Here is a 16,223-nt window from a genome sequence, read left to right on the forward strand (position 1 = left end):
TCTCCCCTATCTACAATAGACTAGGATTTGGGGAAACCTCTTTTTTGCCTTCAGTTTTGCTCAAGTTAGCAAAGATGTCAGATACTCCTCTTACCGCTATTACTGATCCAAAAGCAATTGTACCAAGTTTTCCTCCTGCTCCACCCATGTAAGGATTTGTATAAATAAAAGCCAAGGCGCTTATCAGTGCAGCTAAAGCTAAATATTTTTCATTTGGGATTCGATGTTTACCAGCCATACCTGCAAAGGAAGCACATATCGCCATAATTGCTAAACTTCCTCCACTTTCAGGAAAGGCTGCTGGAAGAACAAGTCCTGCAATTAAGCCTACAATACCGGAAGCCATGACTGGTCCATGACCTAAGCGGTGAGATATGGCATAGGTCATAACACCTGCAATTACTGAACATAATATTATTTTTACCATCATATCTACGTTAGGAATTTCTGCACTTAAAAATTCCTGACCTGTTAACAACCCGGTAACTACACACCCTGTAAAGGCAATAGTACCAAATTTACCACCAAACCCGTTAAAGACTATTTTAGATATGACAAATACTATACCTGCAATTGCTCCTGCAACAATTATTGCTATATAAGAAGAGAGCAGTGCCTCCGAAGCCATACCCACAAAAGCTCCTGTATATAATGGTGCACCTAGTTTGGGAACTAATAAAGCCGCTAAAACGCCCACAGCCCCTGCAGCTACCACTGCACCAAGCTGAAGCTCTACACTTAAAAAGTACGTTATAACAGCTCCTATAATTATTGAAAGGAAGTTATAAAAATCATTGATATCAAACTTAGTTGTCTCATAATTACTAACTAGATTTAACGATATTTCCTTTTTCATTGCGTATATAATACCTACAATTGCGATAGTTAAAACCGAAGAAGTAAAGAAGTGGTTTGCATCAAAGGCAGCATAAAGCCCTGCAGTATATAAAATTAAACACATAACAACTAAAATTACATAGCCTAAGGTCCAAATTGCTTTTTGCATAGTTTGCCTCCTTTTTTTTAATTTTCAACAATGTGGCTCAACGATAGAGCCACATTGTTGAAATTTTTTTAACCCAGTTTTTCTATATTAACACCTGTAACCTTCAAGCTTGGAATGCTAGCTTTAGCATCTAATAGTTCGGAGTTAGTTAACACGTTTGCTCCATCTTTAAAGTGGAAAGGCACACTAACTACATTGTCAGAAACTAACTCTGTTATAAACGCTCTAGGTTTTATTTCACCTCTCGGAGAGCTTACCTTTATTACTTCTCCATTTTCTATCCCAAGCTTTTCAGCTGTGTTAGGACTGATTTCTACAAAGGTTTCATTTACAAGTTTGTTTACGCCCTCTGTTTTATCAGTCATTGTCGAGGTATGGTAGTGATATAGAACACGGCTGCTAGTCATAATATAAGGGTAATTATCTTTATCAGATAGCTCCGGCGTTTCTTCAAACTCAACTGGCACTAGCAAACCCTTACCCCTTACTGGCTGGTTTGCGTGTAAGAATTTGGTGCCTGGATGCTCTTCATTTGGACAAGGCCACTGAATTCCGTCATCTTTAATACGGTCGTATGTGATACCAGAATAAGATGGAGTGACAGCTCTTATTTCTTCGAACACCTCTTCGGCAGTTTCAAAGTTATTCTCATATCCTAAAGTTCTCATTAGCTCAACAAATATTTGCCAATCTGGTTTTGCTTCTCCAGGAGCACTCACTGCTTTTCTTACCCTTTGGACTCTTCGTTCGGTATTAACAAACGTTCCGTCTTTTTCTGCAAAAGCAGCAGCTGGTAAAACAACATCAGCAAGCTCTGCTGTTTCCGTTAAAAATATATCCTGTACAACTAAGAAACTTTCTTTTAGCCCCTTAATTACATGGTTTGTATCAGGATCAGATAACACAGGGTTTTCTCCCATAATGTAAAGCATTTTAATTTTTCCGCTTTCTGCATGTTTCATCATATGAGTCATGGTCATCCCAGTTTCACCAGATAGCTTTGTTCCCCAAGCCTTTTCAAACTTTTCCTGAACTTTTTTATCGCCAATAGGCTGATATCCAGTATAAACGACAGGTAAAGCACCCATATCACAGGCTCCCTGTACGTTGTTTTGACCCCTTAGCGGGTTAATTCCTGTTCCTTCTCTACCCAAGTTGCCAGTAACCAAAGCTAGATTAGATAGACTGATAACACCGTCTGTTCCTTTATGATGCTGAGTTATTCCCATGCAGTAGAAAATACTTCCTCTATCGTATTTAGCGTACATTCTGGCAGCTTTTCGGATATCTTCTGCATCTACCTCACAAATCTCTGCTACCTTTTCAGGGGTGTATTTTTTCAATACTTCTTTCAACTGCTGGAAACCTTCAGTATTTTTCTCAATATACTCTTTGTCCTCTAGACCTTCCTCTAAAATCACATTTAGCATTCCATTTGATAATGCAATACTGGTACCTGGTTTGATTTGTAAAAATACGTCAGATACATCCTCCAGTGAAATTTTGCGAGGATCAGCTACTATTAATTTGGCACCTTTTTTAACCGCTCTTCTAATACGCGCTCCAATAACAGGGTGATTTTCTTCTGTATTTGTACCTGTTAAAAATATAACTTCTGCCTTGTCTATCTCTGCGATACTATTTGTCATAGCTCCACTTCCAAGTGTAGTTGCAAGACCTGCAACTGTAGAGCTGTGTCAGAGTCGAGCACAGTGATCAACGTTGTTTGTACCGATACCTGCCCTAAAAAACTTAGTCATCATATAATTATCTTCTGTTATAGCTCTAGCGGAAGAAAATCCACCGATAGCATCAGGTCCATCTTGTTCTTTAATTTCAGTTATTTTGTCCGCTATTCTTTGATAAGCTTTCTCCCAAGTTGCTTCTTTGAGCTCACCATTTTCTCTTACAAGTGGTTTGCTTAGTCTATCAGGGTGGTTAATAAAATCAAAAGCAAACTTGCCCTTTACACAAAGCAAACCTTGATTCAACTTACCTTTTACGGGATTGACCTCAACTATCTTGTCATCTTTAGTGGAAAGTTCTAGCTGACAACCAACTCCACAGTATGAACAGGTGGTTTCAACTTTTTCTGTTTCCCAGTGCCTATATTTATGTTTTGCTTTCGGCATCAGTGCTCCTACTGGACAATTTGAGACGCAATTTCCACAGGACACACAATCTGTCTTTGTTAACTCTTTGACAATGTTTTGGGGAGCTTTAACATACCCTTGCATACCTTGTCTTACTAAAGATAACCCTTCTACACCCTGTAACTGTGTGCAGATTTCCACACATTTTCCGCACGCGATACATTTCTCTCTATCAATGTAGTAAAAAGGATTTTTATCGAAAAGTTCCTTTGGAGCAATATTTTCTCTAAAATAGTCAGGTCCTTTAACATCGTATTTATAGCAATACGTTTGCAAATCACAATGCCCTGACTTTTCACAGGTTAAACAATCTAAAGGATGATCAGCCAAAACTTCTTTAAGAATCTCTTGTCTAGCTCTAACCACATTGTTAGATTCCGTCCAAATCTCCAAATTATCCTTTACCATTACATCAGTAGAATCGACTAGACTCTCTTCTCCTTTTATTTCGACAATGCTTAAGTCAGCTCCGCTATCTACAGTTTTCATCTCAAAGCGTTCGTCATAATTTAAAGTTGGTATATTTATATTGTTCAAGCGAGCTGCATTAAAAACACTTATTCCTTCTTCACATTGGACAGGTCGTCCGTTAATTTTAATTGTTATCATCATGTTCACCCCTTACATCAACATTTTTCGTAGAGCGATCAATATAGTGGGTATGAAGTAAATCGTGAGCTTTATGTCCACCTGGCTGCCCCAAATAATTATCATACAATTTGCTAATTAGAGGATTCTCATGAGACCGGCGCAAGGTAGAGTTTCCATCTGTTTTATAAATGCCTGCCATTCTCTTTTTAACTGTTTCCATAGAATCTGGAATAGGGGCTCCTCCTCCATTAATACAACCTCCTATACATCCCATTATTTCTACAAAGTGATATTGTTTTTCACCATTTTCAATTTTTTTCATTAGCTCCTTAGCAGCAGCTGTACCATGGACAACAGCAATTTTGACCTTCATATCTGCTATTTTAATCTCTGCTTCTTTAGCATTTGTCAGTCCTCTTACACCTTCATACTCTATTTTGTCTAGTTTGCCTTCACTAAGTTTCCAAGCAACTGTTCTTAAAGCTGCTTCCATAACTCCACCTGTTGTACCAAAAATTCTTCCAGCACTAGTGTGATCTCCTAAAAAGTTGTCAAAACTTTCTACGTCAAGCTTTGCAAATTGAATTTTTTCCATCTTTATCATTTTTGCTAACTCTCTCGTTGTCAGTACCGCATCTACATCTTTTAAGTCGTTGACTTTTAATTCTTCTCTATCTGCTTCGAATTTTTTAGCAGTACAAGGCATTATAGATAGGCTAAATATTTTTTGAGGTTCTAAATCATTAATTTCTGCATAATAGGACTTAGACAAAGCACCGAACATTTGTTGTGGTGATTTACAAGAAGATACATTTTCCAATAAGCGGGGATGATTATGTTCTACATACTTTACCCAACCTGGAGAGCAGGAGGTTAACAACGGAAGCTTTTCACCTTTTTGGATTCTGTCAATAAACTCAGTTCCCTCTTCCATTATTGTCAAGTCTGCGGTAAAATCGGTACTAAATACTTTGTCTGCACCTAGTTTCCTTAATGCTGCATTGGTTTGTCCTGTAACATCAGTGCCAGGCTCCAACCCAAATTCTTCACCCAAAGTGTGTTTAACAGCTGGTGCTGTTTGTACCACTACGTGTACATTAGGATCATTTATAGCTGCACGTACTCTATGGATATCATTTTTCTCTACTAACGCCCCTACAGGACATACTTTTATACATTGACCACAGTTTATACAATCAGTTTCTGAAATAGGTTCCTTTTCTTTAGTGTTAATAACTGTGTCATGTCCTCTTTCGGTATAATCATAAATGCCTATGTCCTGTGTTTCCGAACAAACTCTAACACAATTTCCACATACTATGCATTTATTTATATCTCTAGTAATGGAAGTACTTGATAAATCAAGAACTTCTTTTTGTGGCAAAGTCTCCAGCAATTGCTCTTTTCTATTAACATCATATTGGTAACAAAGGTTTTGCAATTCACAATCTCCAGCTACTTTATCGCAAGTCAAGCAATCATTTGGGTGATTGGCAATTAAAAGTTCTAACGTCGCTTTTCTTGAATCTTTAATTCTCTCTGTTTCTGTGCGCACTACCATTTTGTCTTTTACTTTTGTATTACAAGAAGCCAAAAGCTCCTCTTCTCCATCAACCTCCACAACACACATTCTACAATTTCCCTCATCATTCAAATCGGGATGAGTACATAAAGTAGGGATGTTAACTCCATTTTTCTTACATACATCCAAAATTGAATTATCTTCCGTAGCAACTACATTTTTACCATTTATAGTCAATCTAACTGTTGCCATTTTCATACCTCCCTTAGCTCTTATTCCTTATGTTGAAGACTCGCCATAATTGGATTTATAGCTTTATTTCCAAACCCACATAAAGAAGAATCTTTTATTGCTTTTGCAAAAAACTCAACTAGTTTAACCTTATCCCGTTCTCCTTCAAAGAAAGCTGGCACAAGATCTCCCATTCTCTTTAATCCCTCTCTACATGTGGAACATTTGCCACATGATTGCTGTGAATTATGTTGCACTGAGTTAACAATAAGTTCTGTTAACCTTTTTTTATCTTCTATAACTTCTACAGGACTCGCCCCAAGTAAAAAACCTTCCTTCTTTGAGGTTGCATAATCAATCTTTGTTGTTTTTAGTTGTTCCTCGGTTAAAACCCCACCTAAACTTCCCCCAACATTTATAGCATACAGATTGGGAATGTTTATTCTTTCACTTGCTTTTTTAATTAATTCTTCGAAGTTAGAGCCTAGCTCCATAGTAACTAGACAACCTTCCTGACCATTCTGCACATAAAATACTTTGCATCCATAATTATCTGCTTCCCCCATAGTCTTAAACCATGAGCTTCCATTTTCCACTATTAAAGATATATTAATTAAAGTTTCTACGTTAGCAATAAATAGCTTGCTTTGCTGCCATGTATTTTTGGCTTCTAAAAATGGGTAACGTCCGTGACTTAAATTTTCTTTATAATTAGTTAAAAGTGCGATGTCATTATCAAAAAAAATATTTTTTTCATCTACATCAATAATGTCAATCTTTAACTCTTTAGCCTTAAAATAACCCATTTTACCCATTTGTTTAATAGTTAGTTTTAACATTCTACTAATCAACTGGTGGCTTTCGTTTATAAAAATGCTAACTTTTGATGCTTTTACCGCCTTTGCAGATAAAACTAATCCTTGAACTAAGTGGTAGGTATTCGATGAAGCTAAGCCATTATCTAACTTTGAATTACCGATATGCAAAACTACTTCTTTAGAGCCAGTATATTTTGCTACCTCTTCCATATAATTACCGATAAATATTTTTCTACCATCCCTGCTGAGCAGCTCAGCTTCTTTTATCTCTTTAATAACTTCTTCGCCTTTACTTTCTACGACAGCCATTGAGTCAAAAGCGAGTTTCTCCACATCATATTTTTCTAAACCTTGTTCGTTTAGAGATAAAACTCTTTCCATCTTAAAACCTCCTTAAATTTCGTTTATAGATATCTCCCTGTAGCTACAGTACTTTTTCATCACCTCCAAATACCTTTAAAATATTTTATTGTTATATAAAGAGCAATTGTCATGCCAAAAATATAATTCTTAAAACCCGCCAAACATAGCCATGCACCTCACATTTCAACCGTCCTAATTTTAGGACAAAATTCGAGCTATTTCATTTTTTTCTCCTCAGTCGCTTTATGCCAATGAAGAGACTGAGGGTGTCTTTGTTTTCGGACATCATCTTTAAACTAGGACACCTCTTTATTCCATGATTTTAAACTAAAAAATGGTACCTGCTATTACTAGCAGATACCATTTTTTAGTTTAAATTGTTTTTTCCAGTTAGTTCAGAAGAAGTATTAGATAAATCTTCTAACGACGAATTTGTTTCCTCAGATATAGCCATAACGTTTTCCATTTTTTCTCCTACGATGCTAATAACTTTATTAAGTTTATCTACTGAATCTTCTATGGTTTTTACACTCTTTACTCCACTACTATTATTTTTTTCTGTTTGGGATACCACAACCTCAGATTGTTCTGCAAGCTTTCTAACTTCCTCAGCAACGACGGCAAACCCCTTACCTGCATCTCCTGCTCTGGCAGCCTCTATAGATGCATTTAAAGCAAGCAAGTTAATTTGTTCTGCAATTTCTACAATTTTGTTTGACATTTCTTCATGCTCCGAAAAAGTTTTCGTCAATAAATCAACGCTGTTAATAGTATCTTGAGATGCAGTTTCTATATCTCCCATCTGACTGTTTATTTCATACATATCTTTAGCCGTCTCTTCTGAAACTTTGGTCAAATCATTAATAATGCTGTTTATATTTTCTGCCCCTTGCTTTATGTTTTTCAATAACATCTCTTGTTTTTGGGAGTTTTTTCTAGTTAACTCTGCATTTTGTCGTTCTTCATTTAACAACTTTTCCTGTTTGATTTCCCCTTCTCTTCTATTATATTCTATACAGTTTTCTAAAACGTTGTAATTTAAGGCGATAACTTTAACCATATCTTCACAACTTTTATAACCACAAGCAGCACAATCAAAACTTTTATCTTCATCGGTTTTTTTGTGAAGTTTACTGTAAATTATATCCTTTTGATTTTGTTCAACCTTTTTCTCTTTCCATCTATTATTATAAGTTACCTTAAAGTCATCTACCCGTAGCTTTTTCTCGAAATTTTTCACCATATCTCTTGGAGAAACTTTCGAAAAAAGCCCTTTCTTTTGTGCAGTTATTTTTTTAGTCTTCTCATACAAAATAGCATCCATTTCATCAGAACTCATCATGTTTTCGGTAGCAGTTCCCAGCAAACATCCTTCTGAGCAATTAAGTATATCTATAACAAAAGGAAGCTTCCCCTGTCTTTTGTTGATACCAGATAAATAGTTTTGAACTAATTTAGGTCCTTCAATTTTTTTAATATGAAATCCCTTTCCATAAACCTGCTCAATACTTTCTTTTAATCCCCCAGGAGTGGGATACCAAAACCCTACTAAACTTTCAGGAGAGTCAAAGTTTTCTTCTTTTTCCCATTCCCCTTCTTTTCTGTACAACTCCATAATTTTTTTAAATGTAATGTTATAATCAATATGCTTATGTCTTCTGAATTCGTCGGTTTTTGCTATACAAGGCGACAGTGCAGCTATTTTCCCCTCAAACCCTTCATATTTTTTCAAATATATAGCTGCACAAGACATAGGTGAGCCAACCGGGCTTAAATATTTTAATAAATTTGGATAATATCGTTCGATACTGTTCACAATCACAGGACATGGTTGAGAAATGATAGTTTGTAAACTTTTTTCTTCAAAAATTTTCATATAAAGAAATGTAGTGATATCTGCCCCAAAGCTAACATCATAAATCAATTGGATTCCTTTACTCTTTAACCAAGCAAACACCTTTTTGTACTCATCGGGATAATTTAACATAAAAGCAGGGGCAACTACTATAGATATTTTTTTGTTTTGCTGAAGATCTGTTAAAAGCTGCTCTATATCGTCTTCATAATATCTGGCTTGATGGGTACAAGCTTTTATACACTCCCCACATGTTATGCACTCCTCATTTGCTATATCAACTTTTATTGCCCCAGATTCATCTTTAAAGGCTTTATTGGCCAATATTTGAGGGCATTCCCTAATACATTTATCGCATCCTGTACATTGTTCTTTATTAGTTTTTATTATTTTTTCTCCTAACATATTTGTCCTCCTCTAAAGCTAATATAATATAGATCATTTAATTATATATAGCAAATACTATGCCAGTAAAAAACAAGCTGCTTTCCCCTTATTTACTCCGTCCCATTAACTTAAGAATTATTAAGTAAAAGAGGCTGCACCATTATAGGATAATCCTATGATGGTGCAGCCATTGTCATATCTCTAAGATATTTCTGTTGTTAAGTTATATTTTTTTAGTTTTTCATAGAAATTTGATCGGGATATATTTAAAAGCTTAGCAGCTTTAGTCCTGTTATTATTAGATCGTTTTAGTGCATTAACCAATACCTCTTTTTCCACTCGCTCCAAAATTTCATCTAAAGGTTTATTAGGATTAGTTATATTAGTGCCTTGACTTTGATTTTCCCAAATAGATTCAGGTAAATGTTCTGGTAAGATGGTATCTTCCTCTACAAGATTTAACAATCTCTCTAATAGGTTTTCTAATTCCCTTACATTACCAGGCCAGCTATAGTTGCACAACATTTCTTTTGCCTTTGCGCTAATGGATTTGCAAGGCAATTTATGTTCTTTAGAAATCTTATCTTTGAGTGAATCAATTAGTAAACCTATATCATCTTTATGCCTCTGCCTTAAAGGTGGAATGGTAAAGGTAAGCACGTTCAGTCTGTAAAACAAGTCTTCTCTAAAGCCACCTTTATTTATTTCTTGTTTTAAATCTTTATTAGTAGCAGCTATAATTTTAACATCTAGTTTTATAGATTTATCCCCACCAATCCTCATAACTTTTTTATCTTGTATTACCTGCAAAATTTTAGCTTGCATGACAGGACTCATATCGCCTATTTCATCTAAAAAAATAGCGCCTTTATTTGCCTGTTCAAATTTCCCTATTTTACCACCTTTTTTAGCTCCTGTAAACGCTCCTTCTTCATACCCAAATAGTTCCGACTCTAAAAGCTCATGGGGTATAGCGCTACAGTTAATTTTAACAAAGGGTTTGTCTTTTCGTTCTCCTAACCTATGAATAGTTTCAGCAAAAAGACCTTTACCTGTCCCACTTTCACCTAAAAGTAACACTGTAGAGTCGCTTTTGCTGGCTTTAAAAACAAAGTTCTTAGCTGCCAATATTGACTGGGAACAGCCAACTATGTTTTGGTCTATTTCGTTATACAGTTGCAAGAGATTCTGAGCTTTTTTCTGATAGTGAGTCGCTCTATTCTCAGTTAACTTCAGCAAATAAGGAAGGCACATCTCCACCTCAGCAACACCGTGATATACAGCCACTGCTTTATCTCTACAAGTTTCATAACCACAGGCTCCGCAGTTTAGTTCGTCCTGTTTCTCAAATTTCTCACTATATTCTAAAATTCTTACTATTTCTTTTTCTGAAGGGAAACTTTTTTTCTTTTTTAAAACACGAAATTCTCTCGACAAGTCAATCTCAACGTAATAATCTGGAGATTTGGGGGCCTTTTGCTTTTTTTCTTTTGCAAAATTAACCACTTTATTTTTTTTATATTGATTAGTACTTTTATCACCATAAAAATCCGGTCCATTTATACAACCTTTACAATATAAGATATCAATAAGTGCCGGTTTGAGCTCATTATTTTCAATTCCGTTTAAAGTTTCTAGAACTTCCTCTTTCCCTTCAACCACAGACACATCATTATTTAGTAAGTCGCCATCAATATTAGCTGCTTTTAGCAGCCCACCAGATATAGGAAACAGCTGACCTAAATACTCTTCACTCAGATAGTCGAGGGGTGCTTTCTGACAATCTTCTATATTAATTTTTTTCTTTTTTAATAAGCCTTCTAATTCAGAAAACAACAACGCATAATCTACTTTTCCATCTACAGACTCATGGGTAATTTCTGACTTTTTGGCAACACATGGGCCTATAAAAACAACTTCTACCTGTTTATCCCAACTTTGTTTTACAAGATCACCCATAGCTATCATTGGTGAAACAATATGAGCTAGATTATCAATTAAATTAGGATAATGTTTTTTAACTATATTAATTACAACTGGACAGGGTGATGTTAATATAGGTTTATCCAACGGCTTTTGATAAATTTTTTTGTACTCTTGTGCTACAATCTCAGCTCCTTGCGCTACTTCATAAACTTGACTAAACCCCATTTTTTTTAATGCTCCCACTAGTTTATAAGGATCCTCTTTAAAAAAAGCCACAAAAGATGGAGCCATCAAAGCTACTGTTTTTGTATTTATACTGTTAAGAGATTTTTCTACATCACTGTCAAAATCCTTTAAAACTTTGTTGCTCTGGCTACAGGCTTTTATACAAAACCCGCAGCTTACACATTCTTCTTCTATTAAACTTGCTTGCTCCCCTTTAAAACCAATAGCATTTACTGGGCAATGACGCACACAGCAATAGCACCTTTTACATTGTTTGCCTTGAGATGCTATTATCACATATACCAATCCCCCTAGACTTTATTTTGAAACCTATTAGCCTAAAACTTTAAAGCTATTATTGTTATTATAACATAACCCTAAAAACTTTTTCAGCTGCATGAAGGATTCTTCTTCTACCACACAAAGTACATCCATAAGGAACCTCACTCCTTTATTTATTTTAGATTATTCTCTTAAGGGAGAATTTTTAGGCTCCTCTTCTATTTTGTTAGTATTTTCCCTGCTTAATTTTACACTAATTTTAGGTTAAAGAATTCAACACAGCGAGGAAAAGCACCAGTAAAGTACGCTAATATAATTCCATAGTTTGTGATGGCAACACTTTTTTCCTGACAAAATCTTATCCTATTCATCATTGTCTTTTTATTTACCATGCAAGACCCACAATGGATAACAAGGTCATAGCCTTCGATATCTTCTGGAAAGTCATTGCCCATTTTAAAGTCAAATTTTATGTTTTCATCAATATGTTTTTTTATCATGCGGGGAATCTTAACTCTTCCTATATCTTCATGAGAATGATTATGGGTACAACTTTCTGAAATAAGAACTTTTGATTGTCCGTTTAGTTCTTTTAGTTTCTCTATCCCATAAACGAAAGTTTCAAGATCACCTTTATATCGAGCAAATAGAATTGAAAAACTAGTCAAACTCATTTCTTTAGGTACAATTTTGTTAACTTCTCCAAAAGCTTGAGAATCTGTAATCACTAAATCAATATCTTTGATCTCACTTAAAGCTTCATTTAGCTCTGTGTCCCTTACAACATGGCATTTTATACCGTGATCAAGGCAGTCTCTAATCACCTGTACTTGTGGCAAAATCAGCCTCCCTTTTGGAGCTTCTGAATCTATAGGTACTACCATTAACACATTTCCCCCGTAGGGAACTAAATCTCCAACAATTGGCGGATCTGTCTCTTTTTTTTGCAATCTATTTATAATTTCATCTTTTAATTGTAGGATATTTTGATTTTCTAGCGCCGAAACAGCTATGGGATTATCTAGCTTTTGCATAAAATCATTTAAATCTTTCTTTAAAACAGTATCCATTTTGTTAACCACAGTCAGGTACGGAATGTTATACTTCTTAAAATTATCTAGCGCATTATAATAATCATCTAGGTTAGGGTCATTAACATCTAAAACGTAAATAGCAAAGTCCGTTCGTTGTAGTATCTTAAGTGTCTTATTTACCCTTAGACTTCCTAACTCACTATCATCATCTAATCCAGCTGTATCAATAAACACCACAGGCCCAAATGGAATAAGCTCCATACTTTTAATTACGGGGTCTGTAGTAGTTCCTTTGACATCAGACACTATCGAAATCTCTTGGCCTATCATGGAATTTAGCAAGGTAGATTTGCCTGAATTAGTCTTTCCATAAATGGCGATATGCTTTTTACTCCCTCTTGGTGTGTTTTGCATAGTATCCTCCTATAAGAAAATGTCTTTTTTACCATTCTTTAGCTTTTCTAAGCAATTTATTGTTTGCTTTTTAAGTTCGTTATTTTTCATTCCTTTGACTTTAAAATCAATAAGCTTTTCACTTTTTTTTAAAAGCTCTCTATCTCCATAGTTTAGAACAAATTCCATAAAAGTAATTAAAGCGTTAGGTGTACATACATTTTGTATCTGTCCAGTTTTGGTCATCTTTGCAAATTTCTCGCCGGTTCTTCCTTGTCTGTAGCATGCAGTGCAATAGCTAGGGATATGCCCAGAATCAACAAGTTCTTTTAAGATCTCAACGACAGTTCTATTATCATCAACATCGAATTGCTTATTTTCGCCGCCAGAGCCTGAAGCTTTATAGGCATTAACACCAGTGCATGAGCCCGCACTAATCTGAGATACGCCGTACTCTATAACTTCTTTCCTCATCTTAGGTGTTTCTCTAGTGGATAGTATTAGTCCGGTATATGGTAGGGCTAGCCTTAAAATAGCGACCACTTTTTTAAAGGTTTTATCATCTAAGATATGAGGAAACTCGTTAATCTCCATGCCTTCAGCCTTCTTTAGCCTAGGAACTGATACGGTATGAAAACCTACTCCATAATGTTTTTCTAAGTGTAAATTGTGCATCATAAGGGCTAAAACTTCGTATTTGTAATCAGCTAAGCCAAATAGCACTCCACCTCCTACATCATCTAATCCCGCCTCCATAGCTCTATCAAATGCTGTTAGATGATAATTGTAGTCACCTTTTTTCGAATTTGCATGAACCCTTTCAAAAGTTGGCTTGTGATACGTTTCTTGAAATAAAATATAAGTACCGATATCTGCACCTTTGAGCTTTTTATAGTCCTCCACAGAGGTAGCAGCGATATTTACATTTATCCTTCTTATCTCCCCTCGCTTTGAATAAGTTGAATAAATTGTATCAATTGCTTTTAACACATATTCGATATTACAATTTATGGGGTCTTCGCCAGCTTCTAAAGCCAATCTTTTATGCCCCATTTCTTCTAAAAGGGTTACCTCCTCTTGGATTTGTTTTTGGCTAAGTCTTTGCCGCTGAAATTTATTATCTCTTTTGTATCCACAGTAAGAACAATTGTTGACACAAAAATCACTAACATATAGCGGTGCAAACAGAACAATTCTATCTCCATAAATCTCCTTTTTTATTTTACCCGCTGCTTTATAAATTTTCTGCATTTGTTCACTATCTGAAACATGTAGTAATGTGGCGACGTCCTTATACGATAGCTCTACCTTATTTAATGCTTTTTGTAAAATTCTATCCACTTCTGCTGCGGTATATGTTTTAGTTTCCTTAAGTACACCTTGTATAAAATCATCTTTTATAAAAATTATAATCTCCTCCAGTTTTTATGATCTCCTCGCGACATATCTAAAGAGTAGCCTATATCACTTACTTTGCCCTCTATATGTTTTCGACATTGGGCGGCTTCATCTGAAACACAAATCTTGCCATTGTAAAGTGCATATTTTGCCCTCACATTTGTTGGTGATAAATTAGGCATAACCACATTTGCACCAAATCTTATTCCTTGTTCACGCCCTATAGGATCAACACTCCCTAATGCAGTAGTGGCTGGCAGAAGCACCTTTGGCAGCATAAGGCGGACAATAGCTAGCAAAGTAACAACCTGACGAACGCTGCCGTTAACTTCTCCTTCTAAAGGTGTGTTATCGTGGGCTATAAATGGCCCTATTCCAATCATTTCAGGTTGAAGTTTTTTTAAAAACATAAGATCTTCGACATAGTCCTTAGTGGTTTGCTTAGGTAAACCTACCAAAAATCCAGCACCAACCTGGTAACCAATTTTTTTAAGATTCCATAGGCATTGCTTTCTACTTTCAAGGCTCATATTGGGATGATACTTTTTATATAAAACTAGCGCCGCTGTCTCATGCCTTAAAAGATACCTATCAGCTCCCGCTTCATAATACTGTTTTAAAGAATTAAAGCTCTTCTCCCCTAAAGATAGCGTCAGTGCGCAGTCAGGGAGGGCCTTTTTTATAGCTCGTATTACCTCAATTATTTTTTCGTCGGTGTAGTAAGGATCTTCTCCCCCCTGTAGCACAAAAGTCCTATACCCAAGCTTGTAACCAGCATCACAACAATCCAAAATTTCTTCTGCTGATAACCTGTACCTGTCTGCCTTTTTATTATCATGCCGTATGCCACAGTAAACACAGTTTTGTTTGCAATAATTGGTAAACTCAATTATCCCTCTTGTATAAACTGACCTTCCATACTCTCTAATTCTTACTTCATCTGCTTTTTCTCTCAAATATTCAAGGCTTTTATCATCGATATTATCTAGTAGATATTCAAATTCTTCTCTGTTTAAGGATTGATTATCACAAAGTTTATCTATTACTGTTTTCATACCTTGACCTCTTTCTTTGATATGGCTGTTTTAACAGTTACACTTTCAAGGCTACCTAGTTTACCTGTAAAACTGTTAATTTCATTTAATGTTCCTACAACAGTTATCGATACTACAGAAATTCCATGCTCGTTAAATGGAATACCCATCCTGCCTCTAACAATTCTACTATAATCTGAAACAACTCTATTAAACAGTTCTTGACATTTTTGTGGTTCTTCCAAAATAGAACTTATAACTGCTATCTTTTTCATAAGACCACCTCTTTTTATAATTTTCTAACCATTCAAACAAAAAACAACCTCTAAAAAGAAGTTGTTTTCAAAAGTCGCATATTAGTGAAAACTCCCTTTTAGATCAGAATAAATTCTTTTCTTTTAGGTGTTTTTATTTTGTTTACCAAATTTAAAAGGTAACCCTAAGTAAATTTGGTGGTTGTGAATAGTTTAACAACCAGCTCTGGTTATGTCAATAACTTTTCGATGATGTTTTAATCATTTCAAAAAATTCAGTCCTTAGCCAAAGACCTCGTTAAAGCTATCCCCGCTACAACATTTATCAGATAAACGTTAAGTGGCGTTTGTAAAATTTTTACCGGTCCATGCGCGGCAATACCAAACCATTCAAACCAGTAGCTTACCGGAATAATGCTTACGACAATTAAGATACAGCTTAAAACTAACAAAGCTACATCAACAGAAAACCCATTTTTAAATAGTTTAATAACTCTTCGCCATTCGATAAGTACCCCAAAAAGGATGATTAACACTTTTAAAAAAATTCTGTTTAGCACTGCCAACTCGAAATACTTACCCGCTTCTTGAATTTCATTATGTTGCCATTGCATTAAGCTTAACAACAAATACCCTATGCCAAAAACCAAGATAAACTTTAGAATCTTTTTTTTCACAATAATCCCCCTTTAAGTACTTACTTCTATATTTACATAGAAATCCCTTTATACAATTATATTCCTTACCTCTA

11 protein-coding genes are annotated in these 16,223 nt (G+C 35.4%); all 11 read right to left on the minus strand.

Translation table 11 applies throughout. From position 1 onward, the window contains the following. Positions 1-10 precede the first annotated feature (10 nt). The 11 genes from PRVXH_RS11895 to PRVXH_RS11945 all read right to left on the minus strand — a co-directional run bounded on the left by PRVXH_RS11895 (position 11) and on the right by PRVXH_RS11945 (position 16,149). The gene (locus PRVXH_RS11895) at positions 11-1,006 is read right to left on the minus strand and encodes a hypothetical protein (protein ID WP_353892972.1); all 996 of its coding nucleotides are present in this window, start codon (positions 1,004-1,006) and stop codon (positions 11-13) included. Between the two features lie 68 nt (positions 1,007-1,074). Then, positions 1,075-3,768: a formate dehydrogenase subunit alpha gene (gene fdhF / locus PRVXH_RS11900; protein ID WP_353892973.1), complete on the minus strand. Its 2,694-nt coding sequence runs from the start codon at positions 3,766-3,768 to the stop codon at positions 1,075-1,077. After that, complete coding sequence (locus tag PRVXH_RS11905; RefSeq protein WP_353892974.1) at positions 3,755-5,524, minus strand: NADH-dependent [FeFe] hydrogenase, group A6; 1,770 nt, start codon at positions 5,522-5,524, stop codon at positions 3,755-3,757. The genes fdhF and PRVXH_RS11905 overlap by 14 nt, the downstream gene beginning before the upstream one ends. Before the next feature lie 20 nt (positions 5,525-5,544). Continuing rightward, positions 5,545-6,702, minus strand: coding sequence for an NADH-ubiquinone oxidoreductase-F iron-sulfur binding region domain-containing protein (locus PRVXH_RS11910; protein WP_353892975.1), 1,158 nt, complete (start codon positions 6,700-6,702; stop codon positions 5,545-5,547). 349 nt (positions 6,703-7,051) lie between these two features. Next, the gene (locus PRVXH_RS11915) at positions 7,052-8,944 is read right to left on the minus strand and encodes a [Fe-Fe] hydrogenase large subunit C-terminal domain-containing protein (RefSeq protein WP_353892976.1); all 1,893 of its coding nucleotides are present in this window, start codon (positions 8,942-8,944) and stop codon (positions 7,052-7,054) included. A gap of 183 nt (positions 8,945-9,127) precedes the next feature. Further along, on the minus strand, positions 9,128-11,374 hold the full coding sequence (locus PRVXH_RS11920) for a sigma 54-interacting transcriptional regulator (RefSeq protein ID WP_353892977.1): 2,247 nt from the start codon (positions 11,372-11,374) through the stop codon (positions 9,128-9,130). 233 nt (positions 11,375-11,607) lie between these two features. Continuing rightward, the gene (hydF, locus tag PRVXH_RS11925; RefSeq protein WP_353892978.1) at positions 11,608-12,807 is read right to left on the minus strand and encodes a [FeFe] hydrogenase H-cluster maturation GTPase HydF; all 1,200 of its coding nucleotides are present in this window, start codon (positions 12,805-12,807) and stop codon (positions 11,608-11,610) included. A 9-nt stretch (positions 12,808-12,816) separates the two neighbouring features. Further along, positions 12,817-14,193 carry a [FeFe] hydrogenase H-cluster radical SAM maturase HydG gene (gene hydG, locus PRVXH_RS11930; protein ID WP_353894591.1) on the minus strand — a complete coding sequence of 459 codons (1,377 nt, stop codon included), beginning with the start codon at positions 14,191-14,193 and terminating at the stop codon, positions 12,817-12,819. Next, a complete protein-coding gene (hydE, locus tag PRVXH_RS11935; protein ID WP_353892979.1) occupies positions 14,193-15,239 on the minus strand; it encodes a [FeFe] hydrogenase H-cluster radical SAM maturase HydE in 1,047 nt (348 codons plus the stop codon). The genes hydG and hydE overlap by 1 nt, the downstream gene beginning before the upstream one ends. Continuing rightward, a complete protein-coding gene (locus PRVXH_RS11940; protein ID WP_353892980.1) occupies positions 15,236-15,493 on the minus strand; it encodes a TM1266 family iron-only hydrogenase system putative regulator in 258 nt (85 codons plus the stop codon). The genes hydE and PRVXH_RS11940 overlap by 4 nt, the downstream gene beginning before the upstream one ends. A gap of 254 nt (positions 15,494-15,747) precedes the next feature. Then, complete coding sequence (locus tag PRVXH_RS11945) at positions 15,748-16,149, minus strand: hypothetical protein (RefSeq protein ID WP_353892981.1); 402 nt, start codon at positions 16,147-16,149, stop codon at positions 15,748-15,750. Positions 16,150-16,223: the final 74 nt, after the last annotated feature.

The sequence above is a fragment of the Proteinivorax hydrogeniformans genome (assembly GCF_040515995.1).
GTDB lineage: Bacteria > Bacillota > Proteinivoracia > Proteinivoracales > Proteinivoracaceae > Proteinivorax > Proteinivorax hydrogeniformans.

What these genes read in the sequence shown, in the direction of transcription:
- hydE (WP_353892979.1), bottom strand. Translation starts at nt 15,239, where the DNA reads ATGAAAACAGTAATAGATAAACTTTGTGATAATCAATCCTTAAACAGA.
- PRVXH_RS11910 (WP_353892975.1), bottom strand. Translation starts at nt 6,702, where the DNA reads ATGGAAAGAGTTTTATCTCTAAACGAACAAGGTTTAGAAAAATATGAT.
- PRVXH_RS11895 (WP_353892972.1), bottom strand. Translation starts at nt 1,006, where the DNA reads ATGCAAAAAGCAATTTGGACCTTAGGCTATGTAATTTTAGTTGTTATG.
- PRVXH_RS11905 (WP_353892974.1), bottom strand. Translation starts at nt 5,524, where the DNA reads ATGGCAACAGTTAGATTGACTATAAATGGTAAAAATGTAGTTGCTACG.
- PRVXH_RS11940 (WP_353892980.1), bottom strand. Translation starts at nt 15,493, where the DNA reads ATGAAAAAGATAGCAGTTATAAGTTCTATTTTGGAAGAACCACAAAAA.
- hydF (WP_353892978.1), bottom strand. Translation starts at nt 12,807, where the DNA reads ATGCAAAACACACCAAGAGGGAGTAAAAAGCATATCGCCATTTATGGA.
- PRVXH_RS11915 (WP_353892976.1), bottom strand. Translation starts at nt 8,944, where the DNA reads ATGTTAGGAGAAAAAATAATAAAAACTAATAAAGAACAATGTACAGGA.